General features: G+C 64.7%; 11 protein-coding genes. 5 read left to right on the top strand and 6 right to left on the bottom strand.

Annotated features, from left to right (window positions below):
* Positions 1-234: 234 nt before the first annotated feature.
* The 5 genes from DPM19_RS34395 to DPM19_RS34375 are packed head-to-tail and all read right to left on the bottom strand — an operon-like array spanning position 235 to position 9,997.
* A complete protein-coding gene (locus DPM19_RS34395; protein ID WP_146779103.1) occupies positions 235-2,175 on the bottom strand; it encodes a hypothetical protein in 1,941 nt (646 codons plus the stop codon).
* Positions 2,172-3,272, bottom strand: a complete 1,101-nt coding sequence (locus tag DPM19_RS34390) for a DEAD/DEAH box helicase (protein WP_146779102.1) — start codon at positions 3,270-3,272, stop codon at positions 2,172-2,174. Before DPM19_RS34390 ends, DPM19_RS34395 begins: the two co-directional genes overlap by 4 nt.
* A 1-nt stretch (position 3,273) precedes the next feature.
* Entirely contained in the window at positions 3,274-5,145 is a 1,872-nt protein-coding gene (gene drmB / locus DPM19_RS34385) for a DUF1998 domain-containing protein (protein ID WP_111872296.1), read from the bottom strand.
* A complete protein-coding gene (locus DPM19_RS34380) occupies positions 5,145-8,384 on the bottom strand; it encodes a helicase-related protein (protein WP_111872295.1) in 3,240 nt (1,079 codons plus the stop codon). Before DPM19_RS34380 ends, drmB begins: the two co-directional genes overlap by 1 nt.
* On the bottom strand, positions 8,381-9,997 hold the full coding sequence (locus tag DPM19_RS34375; RefSeq protein ID WP_146779101.1) for a nuclease-related domain-containing DEAD/DEAH box helicase: 1,617 nt from the start codon (positions 9,995-9,997) through the stop codon (positions 8,381-8,383). The genes DPM19_RS34380 and DPM19_RS34375 overlap by 4 nt, the downstream gene beginning before the upstream one ends.
* Before the next feature lie 93 nt (positions 9,998-10,090).
* Between DPM19_RS34375 and DPM19_RS34370 the strand changes: the two genes are divergently transcribed.
* The 3 genes from DPM19_RS34370 (at position 10,091) to DPM19_RS35985 (ending at position 13,347) form a co-directional block, all read left to right on the top strand.
* Complete coding sequence (locus DPM19_RS34370; RefSeq protein ID WP_111872293.1) at positions 10,091-11,422, top strand: sigma-70 family RNA polymerase sigma factor; 1,332 nt, start codon at positions 10,091-10,093, stop codon at positions 11,420-11,422.
* Positions 11,403-12,113, top strand: coding sequence for a hypothetical protein (locus DPM19_RS34365; protein ID WP_111872292.1), 711 nt, complete (start codon positions 11,403-11,405; stop codon positions 12,111-12,113). Before DPM19_RS34370 ends, DPM19_RS34365 begins: the two co-directional genes overlap by 20 nt.
* A 709-nt stretch (positions 12,114-12,822) precedes the next feature.
* Entirely contained in the window at positions 12,823-13,347 is a 525-nt protein-coding gene (locus DPM19_RS35985) for a DUF488 domain-containing protein (RefSeq protein ID WP_199485441.1), read from the top strand.
* A gap of 665 nt (positions 13,348-14,012) precedes the next feature.
* Here the strand turns inward: DPM19_RS35985 and DPM19_RS34355 are convergent.
* Positions 14,013-14,459: an ATP-binding protein gene (locus tag DPM19_RS34355; RefSeq protein ID WP_111872291.1), complete on the bottom strand. Its 447-nt coding sequence runs from the start codon at positions 14,457-14,459 to the stop codon at positions 14,013-14,015.
* Positions 14,460-15,014: 555 nt separating this feature from the next.
* Between DPM19_RS34355 and DPM19_RS34350 the strand changes: the two genes are divergently transcribed.
* Together DPM19_RS34350 and DPM19_RS34345 are read left to right on the top strand one after the other, a co-directional pair.
* Positions 15,015-15,872 (top strand): helix-turn-helix domain-containing protein, encoded by an 858-nt coding sequence (locus DPM19_RS34350; RefSeq protein ID WP_111872290.1) that lies wholly within the window; start codon positions 15,015-15,017, stop codon positions 15,870-15,872.
* Positions 15,873-15,909: 37 nt separating this feature from the next.
* Entirely contained in the window at positions 15,910-16,104 is a 195-nt protein-coding gene (locus DPM19_RS34345; protein WP_111872289.1) for a DUF397 domain-containing protein, read from the top strand.
* The last annotated feature ends 365 nt before the right edge of the window (positions 16,105-16,469 follow it).

Genomic DNA, 16,469 nt, shown 5'->3' with positions numbered 1-16,469 from the left:
GTCGACCTCGCCGGCCAACCAGCGCACGAACCGGTCCCCGCGTGAATGATGTATGTGGTCTTGGAACTGAGCCGAAGATCCGCCGCGTTCACCTCGTCGCTGTAGCGCCCGAACTCCCGCCGCAGCTCCTCGATCGTCCACGTTCGGCCAGACTAGTCCTCGATGATCCACACCATTCGCGCCAGCGCTCCTGAACCAGGAGTCTTCCGCCGAAGGCACTCGAAGTGCGCACCTTTAATCAAGGCGATGAGTATTCTGCAGATCGAAGGCTGCCAGCACTTTGCGCTTGCCGCCTCCAGCGAGGGCCCCGAGCTTCGACAGGAAGTCTTCCTCATCGACCGAGACCGTCAATTGCACCTCACCTGGCGTCAGGATGGTGAGAACTCCGGCGTCTTCGGTCTTGGTCGCACCTGTTGGAACCGTAATCCGGTGCGTAACCGGCCACCCTACCGCCCTTGAGACGGCGATCCGCAGTGATTCTTTCTTGGCGTCGGCCACCTTATGGTACTTGGCCACAGGGTCAGGCAGAAGCGCGTCCTGGGTCGACAACTCGACCCCGTCGAGCTTGAGCGACGTGCCATGGGTGGGCGCGGAGAACTGCACCTCGCCCAGCACGCCACCCTCCCCTCGGGCCACCCGCACAGCCCAAGCCGCCGTCAGATCGTCGAGTGCCAGGGAACGAAGCGTTGTTGCTTCTCGCGCCAGACCACGCAGACGCCCTGCCAGCACCGCTGCGGTGACCCGCGTGAGGTCGTCGGCTCCGGTCTGCTCTTCGGGCCAGGCCAGCAGTTCCTCCAGCTCGCTCCTGAGCAGTACGAGGAGCAGCGACTTGGCACTGACAAGTGCCCGAGCGGTTGTTCGGAAGGGCTCGAAGTCCGCTTCCACATTGACGATCGACCGCACCCGCTGAAGGTTCTGGATAAGGGCGTCGACCGCATCGGCCGCCAGCCCGGCTCCCTGGATACGAGTGGCAACACCGTCGAGCACAGCGTTCGGGCTCCAGGCATTCGAAGCATCCTGCTCACCGAGTACCCCGTAGACCGCGCGGAAGCCGACATGGTCAGGCACGCCCAGATCAGGGTCCACGTGTTCAGCAACATCGCCGTGATCGTCTAGCTCGCGCCAACCGATCCATTCCGGCAGCACGATGGCTGGTGGGAACTTCACCTCGCCGAGGAAGGCGGCAGCGACCGCGAGTTGCTCACCGCTCTGCACCGATGCCAGCGCCGCATTGATCGCACCGCGAATCCGGTCGATCCGTCGCCAACTCACCTGGCACGAGCCGGCAGGTGCAGTCAGCGCCCCCTCACCAGGGGCGTCGCTGGCGAAAAGCTCTGGAGTGACCTTCAACAGTTCGTCATGCGGGTGGATGTTCTTGTAACCCCGTGCCCGGTGCTCGCGTAGATCCCGTTCTTCACGGAAGTGGATGGCGACCGCTTGGGACAGCGCCAGTGCCGGGACGTACGCCACCGGTTGCCTAAGCTCCGCCTTCTTCGCGACGTCGAGCGGGAACTCGATGACTACAGGCGCACCAGCGCCGCGCTCGACCGTCACCGCTTCGATGAGCGCCTGCGTCGGGGGCTGAGTGAGCAGCGGCACCCATCCGGGTACCTGCTCCAGAAGGTCGACGTAGTACTTGTCGTGCGATTCGCGCGGAGCGACCAGTCGAGAGCTGAGCACGCCGTTCAGGTTCATGCGGTTGGTCAAGAAGTAGAGCGCCGACGGATCAGACGCCGCCACCCCGGCCGAGGCGGACGGTGCCGCTCCCAAATCCTCAACGACAGGACCGGGCTCGTTCGCCGGCGGATCCAGTGCCGGAGCCGACTCAGAGGCGGGTGCTTCTGCCGACGACTCCTCGGGTGGCGCTGCGTAGTCGTTCGACGGAGCATCTGGTTCAGGCTCTGACCGCTCCTCCACCGATACAGGCACTGCAACGTCCTCGTCTGCGACCCCTGCTGGCGCATGTTTAAGCCCGGGAGCGTCCGCAACCGGAGTGTCGGCCGCCGGCTCACTCTCGGCGGAGGTGACACCCCCATCAAAGTCTGCGGTCTGGCTCTCGACCGGTGTCGCCGCGACCTCTGTCTCTACGGCTTCGGACTGTGCAGGCGCACCGTCGCCGAACGCCTGGGCCTCGATATCGAAACCCTCCAGCGGGAGCTGATCGTCTCCGCTCACAGTTCGCGTACCAGACCTTTCACGTCATTCAAGATCGCCGGTACCCCGCCGTGCCCGCTGTAGGACAAATGGAGCTCGTCCCGGGCGCGCGACATCACCACGTAGAACAGCATTCTCGTCGCTGCCGAAGTCGGGTCAGCGGTGACCCGCTGGAGCTCTGGCACGAAGAGGGTGTCGAACTCGAGTCCCTTCAGCGACTTGAAGTTCACGATGGTCACTGCCGGAACGTCGAAGTCGAGCCGGTTGTGTTGCTTGTCGCCCGACACATAGGTCTGCACGGGCACAGGCAGCTTGCGCTCTCCGAGAAGTCGCATCATCCGCATCTGCAACCGCTTGCTGGCGCAGGCGATCCCGATCGTGAGGTTGGTGCGCACCTTGACGTAGCGTGCGATGAAGTCTGCCAGTTCCTCATCGCTTGCGTAGTGCCTGAGCGTTGGCTGCTCACCGTGACGCGTCGGCGGATCGGGGATGCCCGTCGGAGAGCCGGAGTAGTACTTGGCCGCCACCGCAGCGATCTCGGCGGTGTTGCGGTAGTTCCGTTTGAGCTCCAACTGCTCCTTGGGCTTCACCGCCTTGACGATCTCATCGATGGTGGTGTTCTGATCCCAAAGCTGCTGGTTCTCATCGGCGAAGACGGTGATGTTCTTTGCCAGGAAGCGAGACAGGCGGAAGAAGTCGAGCGGCAGGTCCTGCCCTTCATCGACAAGTACATCCCGGAGCACGGCCTGGTCGACCGGCTTGGCCGCGAACTGCTTCCAGATCTCATCCCAGTCCGGGTCGTAGGAACTGCTCGCCAGCGTGGGTATCGATCCCCGGTAGCGCTCGCGCCAGAACCTCCAGAGCCACTTGTGGTAAGTCGTGACGAACCCGCCGGCCTCGATCTGCCCCGCCGCCTGCTCGGTGTACTGCTGGAGCACGTTGTTGTACATGAGGACAGCCGGCTCGCGGTCGTCGAAGGACAGCACCTGCGCCCGGTACAGTGCCATGACCGACTTACCCGTGCCCGGTGGACCGGTGACGAGGTAGTTCCCGTCGAGGTCGAGGTTGTAGATGAGGTCTTGCTCTTTTGAGAGGTCCTCGAAGGCCGGCAGACGCACCTCAAAGCCCCCTGACCCCTTCGCCCGCTGCCTCCACCGCTGCATCGAGCACGTCTTGGAAGTACCCCGGCACTGTGTCGTTGCCGATCACCAGCACACGGTCGAGGAGGTAGTTGCCACTCTCGCAGCTGGTCTCCGCCACCAGTGTGCAAGCGTGGCAGGCGGCGAAGTTGAGGCTATTGAACGTGTTCGCCAAGGTCTCGCTGCATAGCGGGTCCGACGAACACCACATAGCGTCTTGGAGCGATTCGAGGATCGTGCCCTGAAGCCGTGGTGGCTCGCCCTGTCGCACCAGACCACCGAGCGTGCCTTCGGAGTCGCCGGCTGCGGTGTAGATCAGGACACCCGCCTGCCGAGACGCTCCATTGGCATCGAGACCGCTCCGGGCGTAGATGCGTTCGCGTAGGGAAGTGGCGGCGTAGCCAGACTCGAACGCCAAGCGTCGAATCAGCAAGTGTGCGAAGGTGTGCAGCAGCACGTAGCGAGGTGAGAGCACCGGGCCGGTCCGCTCCCGCAGGCGTGGCGCCATGAACGAGTCGTTGAGTCGTCGTTCCAGTTGAGCGATCCGGTTGCGGACGGCGTCATCGTTCTCCCAAACCGCCAGGCGCCCCTCGTCGAGGGACAGGAAAATGCCCTCGCCTCGCACGTCGATGGCCGGTAGCCAGTTGACCGACGACTTGTGGTTGAGCGCCACCGGCACCAACTTGTCGCTCCCCGCTGGAGTCACCCGGTGAAAGCCTTCCAGCGCGCGAACCTCGCGGAGTCGATCAGCGAGCACCACCTTGTCGACACGATCGGAAAGCGCCGACGTGACGGAAGTCGGCGTTCCGGTCACCAGGTCGACGTGACGTGTACGGAAGTGGGGATCATCTTCGTTGTCCATCTCAGTGAGGAACGCTGCCCACTCCTCACTGAGGAGGTCGCCGGGAGTCGCTTCGACCGCCGTCGCCTTGCCTGCCTCACGCTGCTTCTCATCCCGGACGAGTGCAGCCACGTAGTCGACCGAAGCATCGTGGGCGTCGCCGAGCATCTCGATCATCTGGTCGTAGATCGGGGCGTCATCGTTCACCCCCATCAAGGCGAGGAACATCGAGTCGGCCTTGATCGCCAGTGCCTTCTCACTGCTGCTATCCGCCCGAGAGGGGTTGGGAATCTCGATCGAGGAGTGCACTAACGGGAAGTAGACGTTGCTGGCACCGCGCTGGACGGCCAGGGGGATCTCCTCGCAGTCGACGCGCTCGTCCCAACGCTGCCAGGGCTGCCGTCCGACACACCTGACCCTGATGGACTTGAGTGAGCCCTTGGAGGTGATGCCCATCAGGTTGCGACGACTCTGGCAGGTCGCGCAGCGAACCTGCAGGGTGTCGAGACCGCCAGCGCCCTTGCCCGACACCGTTTCGAAGAAGAGGTTCTCCTTCTGACACTGGCGGGCCTCGGGGTCGGTGTTGCGCGAGTGCGTCCACCGCTTCCAGTCGATGTCGTCCATGTGGCCGTGGGGGCAGATCTGGATCCAACGCATCGGCACCAACTGCTTGCGTCCTGGGCAGTTGCCGCAGGTGGGTACCTTGCCCTCCTGCTCCTGCCCCCGGCTCCAACGAGTCATCCGGCGACATTGCTGACAGAACAGCCAGCTCGGGAAGCGCGAATACGGCACACCGGACGATGGGGCTGCCCAAGCATTGCTGGCGACGGCGGGAGCCGCCCGGAACTCCTTAACCCCGAGGACCGCGGCCAGTCGTTCACTCTGGATGCGCTCCCCGCGTGGTCCCCAGCGGAAGGTGTCGCAGGCGACGAGGGACTCACCCTTGAAGTCGAAGATCGCCCCTACTCCGAACGGCACGATGGTCTGCGACTGACGGATCTTGCGCTGCATCACGCATCGCCCCCCGTCGAACCGCTGCTGCGTGCTATCTCGACCAACGATTCTAGATCGACGTTGCGCATCGAGCCGAGGGTCTCCCAACCCGTCGCCTTGGTGTGATACTGCCGGATGAGGTTGAACTGACCCTTGCCGTTGGGGCGGTAGTAGAGCAACTTACTCTGTGCGTCCGCCTGCTTGGCGCGGTCGATCCAGTCCTCGATGAACCGTGCCAAGTACGTCTGCGCTCCGTTCTTCTCGCGGGGCTCGACCCGGGCGACAACGTCGACCAACCTGTCGGCCAGTGTTTCGACCTCAGCGCGACGAGTGAGGATCTGGCCGGCGCTGCCGTCGGACTGCATGCCCAGCCGATGACGCGCCAGGATGACCAGCGCGGCGTGCAGCGCCCGATCTCGCGACGGTGGCGAGAACGGCGTGACACTGGTCGGTTCGACGTGACGATACAGCGCCGAGTGATACGCCCAGAAGTTCTCATAGTGCGACCGATCCCGAGGCTTGGTCGAACGGAACAGTCCGAACACCAGACCCGGTGCTTTTGAACGACCCACGCGACTGGTGGCCTGGATATATTCCGCAGTTGCTTTCGGCTGCCCGTTGACCAGCATCAGGCCAAGCCGCGGCACGTCGACACCGACCGACAGCATGTTGGTGGTGGCGAGGAAGTCGACCACCGAACCGCTCGTCACCGGCAGATTCAGTCGCTCCAACAGACGCGGTTGCAATGCGCGAGGGACTGAGGACGACAGTTCCTCGACGTCGTAATCCCGACGGGGACGGCCAACCACGAGGCTCCCCAGCCGGGCATGGATGTCGTCCCGCGCGATCGTGACCGTACGACCGAGCTCCCGCAGCGAGCTGTGATACGCCACGACCGTCCAGTAGGCGTCCTGGGCATCGCCGGTGAGGTCGAGATCCACCGGCGCCTGGAGCAGTGCAGCTCCGGTGTGCACCACTGCGGTGTCGGAGGTGTGCCCCTGGGCCATCATGCCGACGTAGAGCCGTCCCGGTGAGTCCCTGTCGACGCGGGCAAAGTAGGAGTCGTCGGCATCGATCCCGGTCGGCGGGAACAGGTCGACGGGACGACCGAACAGCCCCATGATCTGCGCCGAGGCGCGCCGGATGGTGGCGGTCGACGAGATGACCTTCGGTGGGCGACCGCTCGACTCGCACAGGAGGTTTATCGCCGCTTCGTACAGCCCGACCGTCGTGCCGAGCGGGCCGGTCAGCAGGTGCAGCTCGTCCTGGATGATCAGCGACGGAGGACGCCGACCTGCCGTGTTGCCGAACAGAACCCCCGACTCGGGCACCCACGCAAGTTGGGCGAACTTGTCGACGGTGCCTAGCAGGAAGGCCGGGGGAAAGTCGTAGAGCGCTTGGTCCACGACGTGAACCGGGATGTTCTCGTGGAACTCACACTTGGTCGAGGGGCAGTTGAAGGCGAACGACCGGTCGGTCGCGGTAACGCCGTAAAGCGAGTCGTCCTCCTGGTGCTCTCGCGGGACGATCTCGGTGCCGCACCAGGGGCACCGATCGAGGAGAAATCGGTCATCGGTCTCACCGGCGTCGCGTAGTTCGTCGAAGCGCTCGCGTGCGGCGACGTAGGTATTGGGCGAAGTCGCCTCACCGACCCAGAGACCGACGGAGATCGGTTCGTCCCCAAGCTCACCGGATCGCCTACGGCGGAGGTACTCGCAGGCCGCAGTCGTTGAAGCGGTGCGCTTGAACTGATCAGCGGTCAGCAGAGACAACGTGTAGCGGCTGATCACTGCGGTACCCAGACCTGCCTCGCCGAGCACGAGTCTGCGACGGAAGATCTCAAAGGCAGCGACAAGCAGATACGCCTCGGTCTTTCCACCACCTGTTGGGAACCAGATCAGATCAACAACGTCGCGGTCGTCATGCACCTCGTCGACCAGACCGCGCAGGGTCGTCAGAAAGAAGCCCAACTGGAACGGGCGCCAGGCCGCGCAGGGGTCATAGGCGCTCGGCATCTCCGGGGCAGCTGCTCGGGGGCGGCGGCTCCCGGCGTAGTCCTTCTTGCTGTGACGCATCTGGATCAGCATCGCCTGGTTCGCCAGTCGGAAGGCGGTCAGGAGCTTGGCGCGATCTGGATGGTCGACGAAGACCTGTGCCCCGTCCCGCATCCGAGCAAGCGCACGCTTCAACCGCGCGATGACCGGCCCTGCGGCCGCCGTGTAGCGAGGGTCGAGCGTGGCGGCCTTCGCCTCCACACCTTTGATCCACTGCTCGTAGGGATCGATGAAGGAGTTGAGTTCAGCGACCAGCGTCGCGGTAGGCACCGACTCGTCGCCCAACCACGCCACGTCGAGCGCCTGGACAGCGTCGCCCTCGGCACTGACTCTGGGCACGACGTGGGACGGCATGACTTCGGACCGTACCGCCGTCACGGTGCCGTCGATCTCGACCCATTCAGGGGAACACCCGTGTCCGATCGCGAACACGCGGGCAGCCCGATGGATGAGCCGCAGCTCGTCCTCCTCCGGGTCGTGGGATGCCATGGCGACGTTCGGGTACTCCAGCACCTCGGAGCCCTCCGGCACGGTGATGTCGAAGTCCACCTGGAGCAACATCTCGTCCCAGTGGCGCTCGGGATGCTCGTCATCGGCCTCACGTGCATTCACCAGCGTGACGGTTACCAGGGAGCCATGCGGGTAGCTCCGCCAGCGGACGTGGATCTCGGCCTTCCCATCCCAGATGGCGTGTGCCGCGTTGTCCTCAGGGGTGATGGTGACAGTCGCTTCCGGCAGCTCGTGGCGACGCCAGATCTTCCGCGAGCCTTGCGACTTCTTCTCGGGTTCGTCGTCCTCAAGTTTCTCAGTCGGTTCCGCTTTGACCTCGACATCGGTTAGGGCTGCCTCGGCGGCAGCCCCCGAGAGGGTCCTATATTCGGCCGCGTGTGCCCGGACGGTCACATGGGGTGCGGTGGTGAAAAACGACAGCCCCTGGGATGCCGGCAGGAAGTCGTTGGCTGCTGACACCGGATCGTCGCTGAACTGGCTTTCGTCGCCGGTGTCGGTGCCCGCCTCGTCAGATTCCTCGCCTTCCGCTTCGATGTAGCCGGCGAAGGAGACCTGGCGCGGGAACAGGATCCCCATCAGATAGCGCCGGTTCGGCGGGTCGAAGATGATCTCTACTGGGCCGTCGAACGGTCCGACCAGTTGCCGACGAACGTAGTCGACGAAGTCTTGACGGGTCTGTGCCAGCGAACTCATACCCTCGCCTTCTGATAGGCGTCCATGGCACCGGAGTGGTGCTCCTTGAACAGTGCGCGGAGCTGACCCGAGACCAGCGGTGTGGTGGCGATCCAGAGCCCAGCGCGCGGGCGGCTGAGAGCCACGTAAAGCAGATCGAGTTCTGTCTCCGACTCGACCGAATCGATGTCGATGACGCAGACGAAGCGGTTCTCCAGCCCTTTGATGTCCACCGCTGAAGCCCATGTCATCGAGGTACCCGGCCAGGTCGTCGCCAGCGAGGGAGTCAGCTGAGCGATCCGACCTTTGTGGGCATCCCGCAGGTCCTTTGCTGCCGAGGTCTCCCAGTCCCCCCGAACGGAGACGATGGTGATGTGCTCGGGCGGTACCTCATGCTCGCGAAGAGCACGGAGGCGTGCGTCCAGGGCCGCCGTCTCGGACGCGCGGTCGTCGACGGGAGCGAAGGTCACCTCCGGTCCAGCCCCAGCGGTGGCCACACCGGTATCTGCGCCGGTGTAGGCACGCGTCTGGAAGGCGATCTCCCGGGTGTTGCGGCAGTTGAACTTCAGGCTCGGGCGTACCGGCCGGAAGGACTCCACGTACTGGAGCGCCTCATGATCAAAGTCGCCGTAGAGGTGTGCCTGACGGTTCTGGTCGAGGAACATCACCCAGCGACCATCCGACCACCCACCACGGACGGCCTCCTCCAGCTCGGTCAGGATGTCGAAGGTCATAAGGTCCTGGGCTTCGTCGATGACGAGCACGTCGTACGGCTCGATGACGTTCAGCTCTGAGACGGCCATGACGTCCACGTTCATCCCGGCGAGGCGCTTGCGGACGAACCCGGCGAGCACTTCGCTCCGGCAGCAGAACAGCACTCTCCGGCCCAGCAGCTGTTGCCGGCGGGCGACCTCGGCAGCCAGGAAGGTCTTGCCCGTCCCTGCCCCGCCATGACAGATGACCCGAGGCTCCTCGCTGATGAGATCCAGACGCTCGTACTGCTCCTCGGTCAGGCGAACGATGACGCGTTCCAGCTCGCTGGCACGGGCGTCGAGTAGCGGCGAGCGGTCGAACGAGGGACGAAGGTCCTGGAGCACCGTCGTCCGGAGCTGTTTGGGGATCGGGTAGGTGGCGGGCTGCTTGGCCTTCCAGTAGGCGCGCGCTCGTTCGACGGCCTTGGTGACGTCGCGGTTGAAGGGGCCACGACCGCAGTAGGTCTCGTCGTCCCACTCGAAGCTGCTGGCCAGGTCGACGTCGGGCGTGATGACCAGAAAGCCGAAGGCGACGTCGTCGAAGGCCTGACCGTGACGTTGCCGGAGGCGGTCACGCAGAGCGAACATCCCCGTCTGCACCTGCTTGAACGGTCCTTCACGGGAGGTCCGGTAGTGCCCCGCACGGTCCTGATAGGTCCAGACCCCATCGCGGCAGGAGACCTGCCCGCCCTTCACCTCGATGGCCAGGATGAGGTCGTCAAGTACCAGTACGAAGTCGAGCTCGGCGGTGAGCTTGTATTCGTGGTCCGGGAGGTTGAGCGAGTGCAATGCGGTGCCGGAAAGGCTACTCCCTGAGAGGGCCTCAAATACCCTCCGCTCGGAGGAAGTGATCTCCTCCGTACCGAGTTCTGTCGGTACCATCCGCAATGCTCTACCCCGTTACCTGAGTGTCACGCCAATCCTGCCCAATATCGTTGGCCGTAGGAAGTTCGAAGAGGGGGTGGAGACCGAATCGTGAACCTCGAATATCTGTCCCGCGTCCTGATGCGGCTCCGACCCTTCGTACGCGACCAGACCCTCCGGCGTACTCGGCTCGAGCGAGTACTCGGAACGCTGCAGATGCCCTCCGACACAATCCGTCCGGAGGTCGAGCGTCTGCTCGCCAAGGCGGGCATCATCATCGAGGAGGATCTGGCACCGGAGCCGGCTCCCGTAGTGGTCGAGCCGGTTGCAAAACCATCGGGCGTCGATACACCTGATGGTGAAAGCGGCAATCCCACCGAGGCGGAGATCGACGAAAAGAGCTTGGAGTTCGGCGAGGAGACACCTAGTGGGGAGCAGCGGTTCATCGGGCGCTCTGAGGCTGAGATGGCCATCGCGGCCGCACGCCGTCGGATCGCCGCTGACCGCTTGGTCTCGAACCACGCCAAGATCCTGCTGAACGCCCAGCAGGAGGTGGGTCTGGCGTTCCTCATCCGAGGTCGGGAGAACCGTCCGCTGGAGCAGGGGGACTTTGCCAAGCTCACCGGGGAGGCGCGCGAAGCTGCCGAGTGCCTCTACCTCCACAACCAGGGCCTGGTGCACTCCGTCGCGCAGAAGTACCCGCAGACGGGGATGACCTATGAGGACATCTTCCAGCACGGAGCGGTCGGGCTCATTCGAGCAGTGGAGCTGTTCGACCCCTCTCAGGGCAACAAGTTCTCGACCTACGCCATGTGGTGGGTGCGCCAGAGCATCACCCGAGGGATCGCCAAGGAAGCGCGCCTCATCCGCCTGCCCGTTCACATGGTCGAACGGCAGCACAAGGTCTGGAAACAGCGCACACTGCTCACCTACGACGGGCAGACCCCCTCGCTGTCGGCACTCGCCCGAGCCTGCGAACTAGACGAGGAGGCGGTCATGGAGTGCCTCCGGCTCGGGCCACCCGACCTACCCTCTCTCGACATGAAGATCGGTGAGGGTGAAGCCACCCTGGCCGACGTGCTGGACATCGAGGATCCGCGCCAGGATCCCGAGCAGGAGGTCACCTTTGGACTTCTGCAGGAGCAACTCCACGCCGTGCTCGACACCTTGAGTGAACGCGAGGCCGGTGTCATCTCGATGCGCTTCGGCCTGGTCGACGACGAGCCGAAGACCCTCGACGAGATCGGCAAGGTCTACGGGGTGACTCGGGAGCGGATCCGCCAGATCGAGGGCAAGGCACTCAAGAAACTCCGGCATCCCTCGCGCTCCCAGGTCTTGGAGCCGTACTACTACGCTGGCGGCGAGAAGCCGAAGCCCCCGCCTGATGAGGCGGAGGCAGAGGAGCAGGAAGCGGTGGCCTCTGATGGCGAAGAAGCGATTTGATGCCGAGATTCCCAACGGTCAGCACCTGGGAGTCTCCCATGACACCGATGGAGCGTATCGCGGGCACCTGTTCGATGACGAGACCGGACAGCTCGTCGGCCACGTCGAGCTGATCGAGGTCGACGAGGACGAGGCGGACCACTACCCGAACCCACCGGTGGAGTACATCTACGTCGATCCGCCCGAGCGTCGGTCACCGGAGTACGACGCACTTGTGGAGCTGGGGTCACAGGTGCTCACCCATTACATCGATCGTGCGGTGGCTCGGTGGGCACCGCCAGCCGAACGGTGGCTGCGCGACACCGCGCGTCCGGCGCTCCAGGCCCGCATCGCGGTCACGAGAAGCAAGTGGCAGAACCGGCGTCGCACCGAGATCGTGGAGTCGGTGCGCGTCGACGCCTCCACCGAGGTGGTTCCAGCGGAAGCGCCGCAACCTCGCACGGGCAGCACCGATGCACAGAAGCGCCTCCTCATACTGCTGGTAGCAAGCGCCATCGTCGAGGAGTGGCAAGAGCCCATCGAGGCGATGAGCCCGCAAGAGGTCGAGGACCGCATCACCCGGATCCTGGAGCAGAACCCGTCATGGCTCGACGAGTTCGTCGGCCTCTTCCAAGGTGGGCGGGTCGTCGAGAAGGAGCAGGTGCTTCAGGCGAACGTGCTGCGCCTGCAGGTCCGCCAGGGCGAGGCATGACGCCGACCCAGCGCCGGGATCATCGACTCCCAGAGCGTCGATGCTGGCCTAGCTGACCGCACACCGGCGGCTGGCCCGCGACTACGGACGCCACACCGCCACCAGCGCAGCCATGATCCGCTGGGCGTCATCGGCCTCATGCCCCGCCGCCTGGTCCGCGGCAGACGACTTCATGATCAACGAAAGGGTGATCGCTGCCGCTTCCAACTGGCCCCGCGGGTTTGATCCCCATCGCCCACTCCCATATTTCCGCAGGTCAAAGGCTTGTAGAGAATCTCCGGAGATCATTTCCAAGATCTTCTATCACCCATCCATCACCGGGATTCAGCGTGATCATGGGGATCCTGGTTCGTCTTCCGGCCCTGTCCGACAGCCGCCGGTGATCAGGTTCGTCATGCGGTGGGGTTGCTCCTCCGACCAGGCGACGCGCTCGTCCCGCGCCGTCTCGGAGGCGAAAGGCAGGCGCCGGTCACCTCGTTGCGTGCGTCCCAGCCGGCGCAGTAGCGACCGCCAGCGGGCCCGTCCTGGTGCCGTATGGCACGGCAGGTCTGCATCGCCGACCGGTCGATGGCCGTGGTCTCCCCTGGATTCGGCTTCGAGCAGATCAGCAGCCGGTACGTGCGGGCGAAGGCGCCGTCTCCGCCCTGGTCGTACATCAGCCTGGTCTCTTCTGTGCGTTGCCGTCCTTGTTCCGGGAAGCGTGGATGGAGTGAAGCCGTTGCTGACGTTCGGTCATGGCACCGCCGGGCGCGAGGAGTTGGCCCGTCTTCTGCACCGCGCCGAGGTGTGCTCCGTGGTGGACGTGCGCACCGCGCCCGGCAGCCGACGCAACCCGGCCGTGCACCGCAGCGCCCTGCAGGAGTGGCTGCCAGCAGAAGGGATCGACTACCGCTGGGAGAGGCGACTCGGCGGCTTCCGCAAAGCCGTACCGGACGCGCCCGACACGTTCTGGCGCAACGACTCCTTCCGCGGCTACGCCGGGCACACCCGCAGCCCCGACTTCCTGGCCGCCATGGACGACCTACTGCACCAGGCAGCCCAGGTCCGCACGGCCGTGCTGTGCAGCGAATCGGTGTGGTGGCGCTGCCACCGCCGGCTCATCGCCGACTTCGCGGTACTGGCCCGCGACCGGCCCGTCCAGCACCTCGCCCACGACGGCCGCCGCACCGAGCATCTCCCCTCACCCGGAGCACGCTTGCGGGAGGACGGACTACTCATCTACGACCAAGAGTGACGACCCCCTGCCAACCACATAGACATACCGAGCGGACGCCCCCGCATGGGTGTAGCCGTACGACGCCGCCATCGGCTGCGGTCGTGAAAACGGCGCTTAGAGCCCCGGTCTTTCAGTAGGAGATCCGCTGCCGAGGTTGATGTCGCATGATGATCAGGCAACGGACCGGACGTGTGCTCGCATCCAACTGGTGGCGCTTGTAGTCGTCGTAGTGGACGGCAGGTGGCCGATGTAGGTCTTGTGTCCCTATCGACCTTCTAGAAGGCTCAACGGCGTCAGCCAAGAAATATCGGCATTGAGCACAGACGACACCACGCCACCGCCGTCGGCAGTCCGTCCCCTGTCGCCCTGGCTGCCACAGGCTTCCCGTCCCATCGCTGAAGCTTTCCAAAGCGCTCTGGCCGCCGACTCGCTCTCCTCCTCTCCGACCATGCCGGAGAGGAGGAGATCACCTGGTCTAGGCCCGTAGCGGAGGGTCAGAAAGAGCCATCTCCCGAAGGCCCGGTCGGACGTGTCGCGGTCACCGAGCCTTCAGGAGGCTGAGTGCTCTTCCTTGGGCAGGACCGAAGCTCGTATGCAGTCGAACCGGGTGCAGCAGTGCTCGACCACTGCAGGATTCATGAGCAGCCACCGCTGGTACCAGTCGCCGGAGCCGGCCATGGAGGTCATGCGCGCAACCTGGCCCACATCACCTTGCCGCCGGACGGCAGCGGGGTGACCCCGCACTCGGCCGACAGAGCAGTGACGAGGGTTAGCCCCCAGCCGCCGTTGACGTCGAAGTTCTCCTCGGACAGATCCAGGTCCTCGAGCTTCAGTTCGACAACCGGACCGGGAGCGCAGGGAACGTCCGAGCAGGGGTCGGCGACTCCGATCGCCACTCCGATCCTATCGCGGTGGCAGTACACGATGATGCACTCGGTGACCGGGGTGACCGCGACGGCGTTGGCCACCAGCTCCGACAGCACCAGGCGGGCGTCATAACGGGCGGGCTCGCTCAGCCCCCAGCAGATCAGCCGCTGCTCTACCAGACTCCACGCCAGCCCGGCACTGGCGGTCGAGGCGGCCATCGGCAACCGCAGGTTGCTCGAAGCCTCGGCCTTGGCGGAATTCACGAGACCACCACCTGACGATGGCCGGCCGACTTCGCAGGATGCGGCGTACTGAGTGGTGGAGGGATTTCGGGCAGGGTCGCCCGCAGTATCGTCGTCACTGCCTCTCCTTAAAGGGGTGGAGCCGCGCGGCCGGGCAAGGCTGGGAATCCGGAATCCGGCCGCGTGGCGACTTTTACACGGTCGGTTGAAGAACGCCCGCAGCCCGGTCGATTCGCAAGCACGTACTCGGCCGATACGAGCGGACAAAACCGCAGCGGGTTCCTCGCCCCCACTCGTCCTGTCTCGTCTGAAGCCCCTGGAGTGGACGCTGCAGGTCGAGACTCATGGGAGCCGAGGGCGGGGCCTCGGAACTCTTCACGTCGGTATCTCCTCTTGGTCGCCGTGCAGGCGGTCCAGGGATGCGGGTGGCACTCCGCCAGAGATTCGGAGCGGAAGCGCCTGAATCACTACACTCCGAGTGTGCTAGGCGCACGAGCCGATGTAAACCGTCTGACTCGCACTAGTGCAAATTAGATGGTGCATAAATCAGATAAGAAAGCAGAGGAAGGGGTCAAGGTGGCAAATCGGACCAGCCCTACGGTCCGCCGGAGAAGACTGGCAGCCGAACTTCGCGAGCTGCGCAAGGCCTCAGGGCACAGCCGGGAGGCCGTCGCCAGTCACATCGGCGTCGCCCCTTCCACCATCACCCGCATCGAGAACGCCGACTCGACGGCCCCGCCGCCGACCGTGGCCGCCATGCTCGACTTCTACGGCGTCACCGGCGAGGAGAAGGAAATCTGGGTGACCGTGGCCAAGCAGGCCCGGCGCCGCGGCTGGTGGTCGCAGTACGGCGACACCATCCCGGACTGGTTCAAGTTCTACGTCGGCCTGGAGGAGGAGGCCAGCGAGATCCGCTCCTACCAGCCCGAGGTGGTCTTCGGGCTGCTGCAGACCAAGGGCTACATGCGCGCCATCATGCAAAGCGAGGTAGAGCCGCTCTCCGAGGGTGAACTGGAGCGGCGCGTCGAGGTCCGACTCAAGCGGCAGGAGCGCCTGGCAGGGCAGGACGCGCCCAAGATGTGGATCGTGCTCAACGAGTCCGCGATCCGCCGCGAGATCGGCGGCAGGCCCGTCATGTCGGAACAACTCCTACACCTGGCGGAGCTCTCCCAGCCCGGTCGGCTCATGTTGCAAGTACTGCCGTTCACCGCCGGAGCGCATCCGGCCCTCGACGGCGCGTTCACCGTCCTGGGATTCCCCGAGCCCCGGGACCGGGACGTCGTGTACGTCCAGTCCCGCCGCGGCGGCCTCTACCTGGAAGATCCCAGCGACCTCACCGAATACACCGAGATCTTCAACCACCTGATGGCCAAGGCCCTCAGCCCTGAGGAGTCCCGTGAGATGATCCTTCGCATCACAGCCGAAATGACCTAAGTTCAACATCAGTCGGCATGGAAGGTGCGTAGCGACCGTGGACTCTCCTCGCCTGGTATGGCGCAAGAGTAGTCACAGCACGAGCCAGGGCGAGTGCGTCGAGCTGGCACCATTGCCGCCGGGGGTCGCCATCCGCGACAGCAAGAACCCTGACGGCCCGAAGATCGTCCTCGCCGGCTCCGCCTTCATGAATCTACTGACCCGCGTGAAGCGGGACGAGTTCCCTAACTGAACGCGGTCGGCTGACATCGCAGGTTCACAAGGTCCGAGGAGCGAGAGGAACCGCTGCGGGTGATGCGGCAGGCCATGTGGTAGGTCACAGCCTGCGAGTCAGGGCCTCGGCAGCTTCCAGGTGGCGCTCGCACCCACGAGCCAGGCCGTATTCGATAGGTCATGGCTGGAGTGAATTGCGTGGACTTCGAGGAAACGGTGCGGCGATGATGCGCGGGTGTTCTACGAAGATCTCACCGTGAGGTTCCCCCGTTTTCCCGGAACTCCGGTTACCTGGCTCGGACGGGGTCGGGTTGGGTGGTAGCCGTGTCGGGTTGATCTTGGAGTGTGCGGTAGTACGCCTCCTCGTACTCCTCGGGTGACAGG

The organism is Actinomadura craniellae (assembly GCF_003289645.1).
Taxonomy (GTDB): Bacteria; Actinomycetota; Actinomycetes; order Streptosporangiales; family Streptosporangiaceae; genus Actinomadura_D; species Actinomadura_D craniellae.
The sequence above is the reverse complement of the archived record's forward strand: the minus strand, read 5'-3'. Positions and strand labels throughout refer to the sequence as shown.

Bases quoted from the DNA above. Each gene is read 5' to 3' on its own strand.
- drmB (WP_111872296.1), bottom strand. From the start codon at position 5,145: ATGCAGCGCAAGATCCGTCAGTCGCAGACCATCGTGCCGTTCGGAGTA.
- DPM19_RS34380 (WP_111872295.1), bottom strand. From the start codon at position 8,384: ATGAGTTCGCTGGCACAGACCCGTCAAGACTTCGTCGACTACGTTCGT.
- DPM19_RS34375 (WP_146779101.1), bottom strand. From the start codon at position 9,997: ATGGTACCGACAGAACTCGGTACGGAGGAGATCACTTCCTCCGAGCGG.
- DPM19_RS34365 (WP_111872292.1), top strand. From the start codon at position 11,403: ATGGCGAAGAAGCGATTTGATGCCGAGATTCCCAACGGTCAGCACCTG.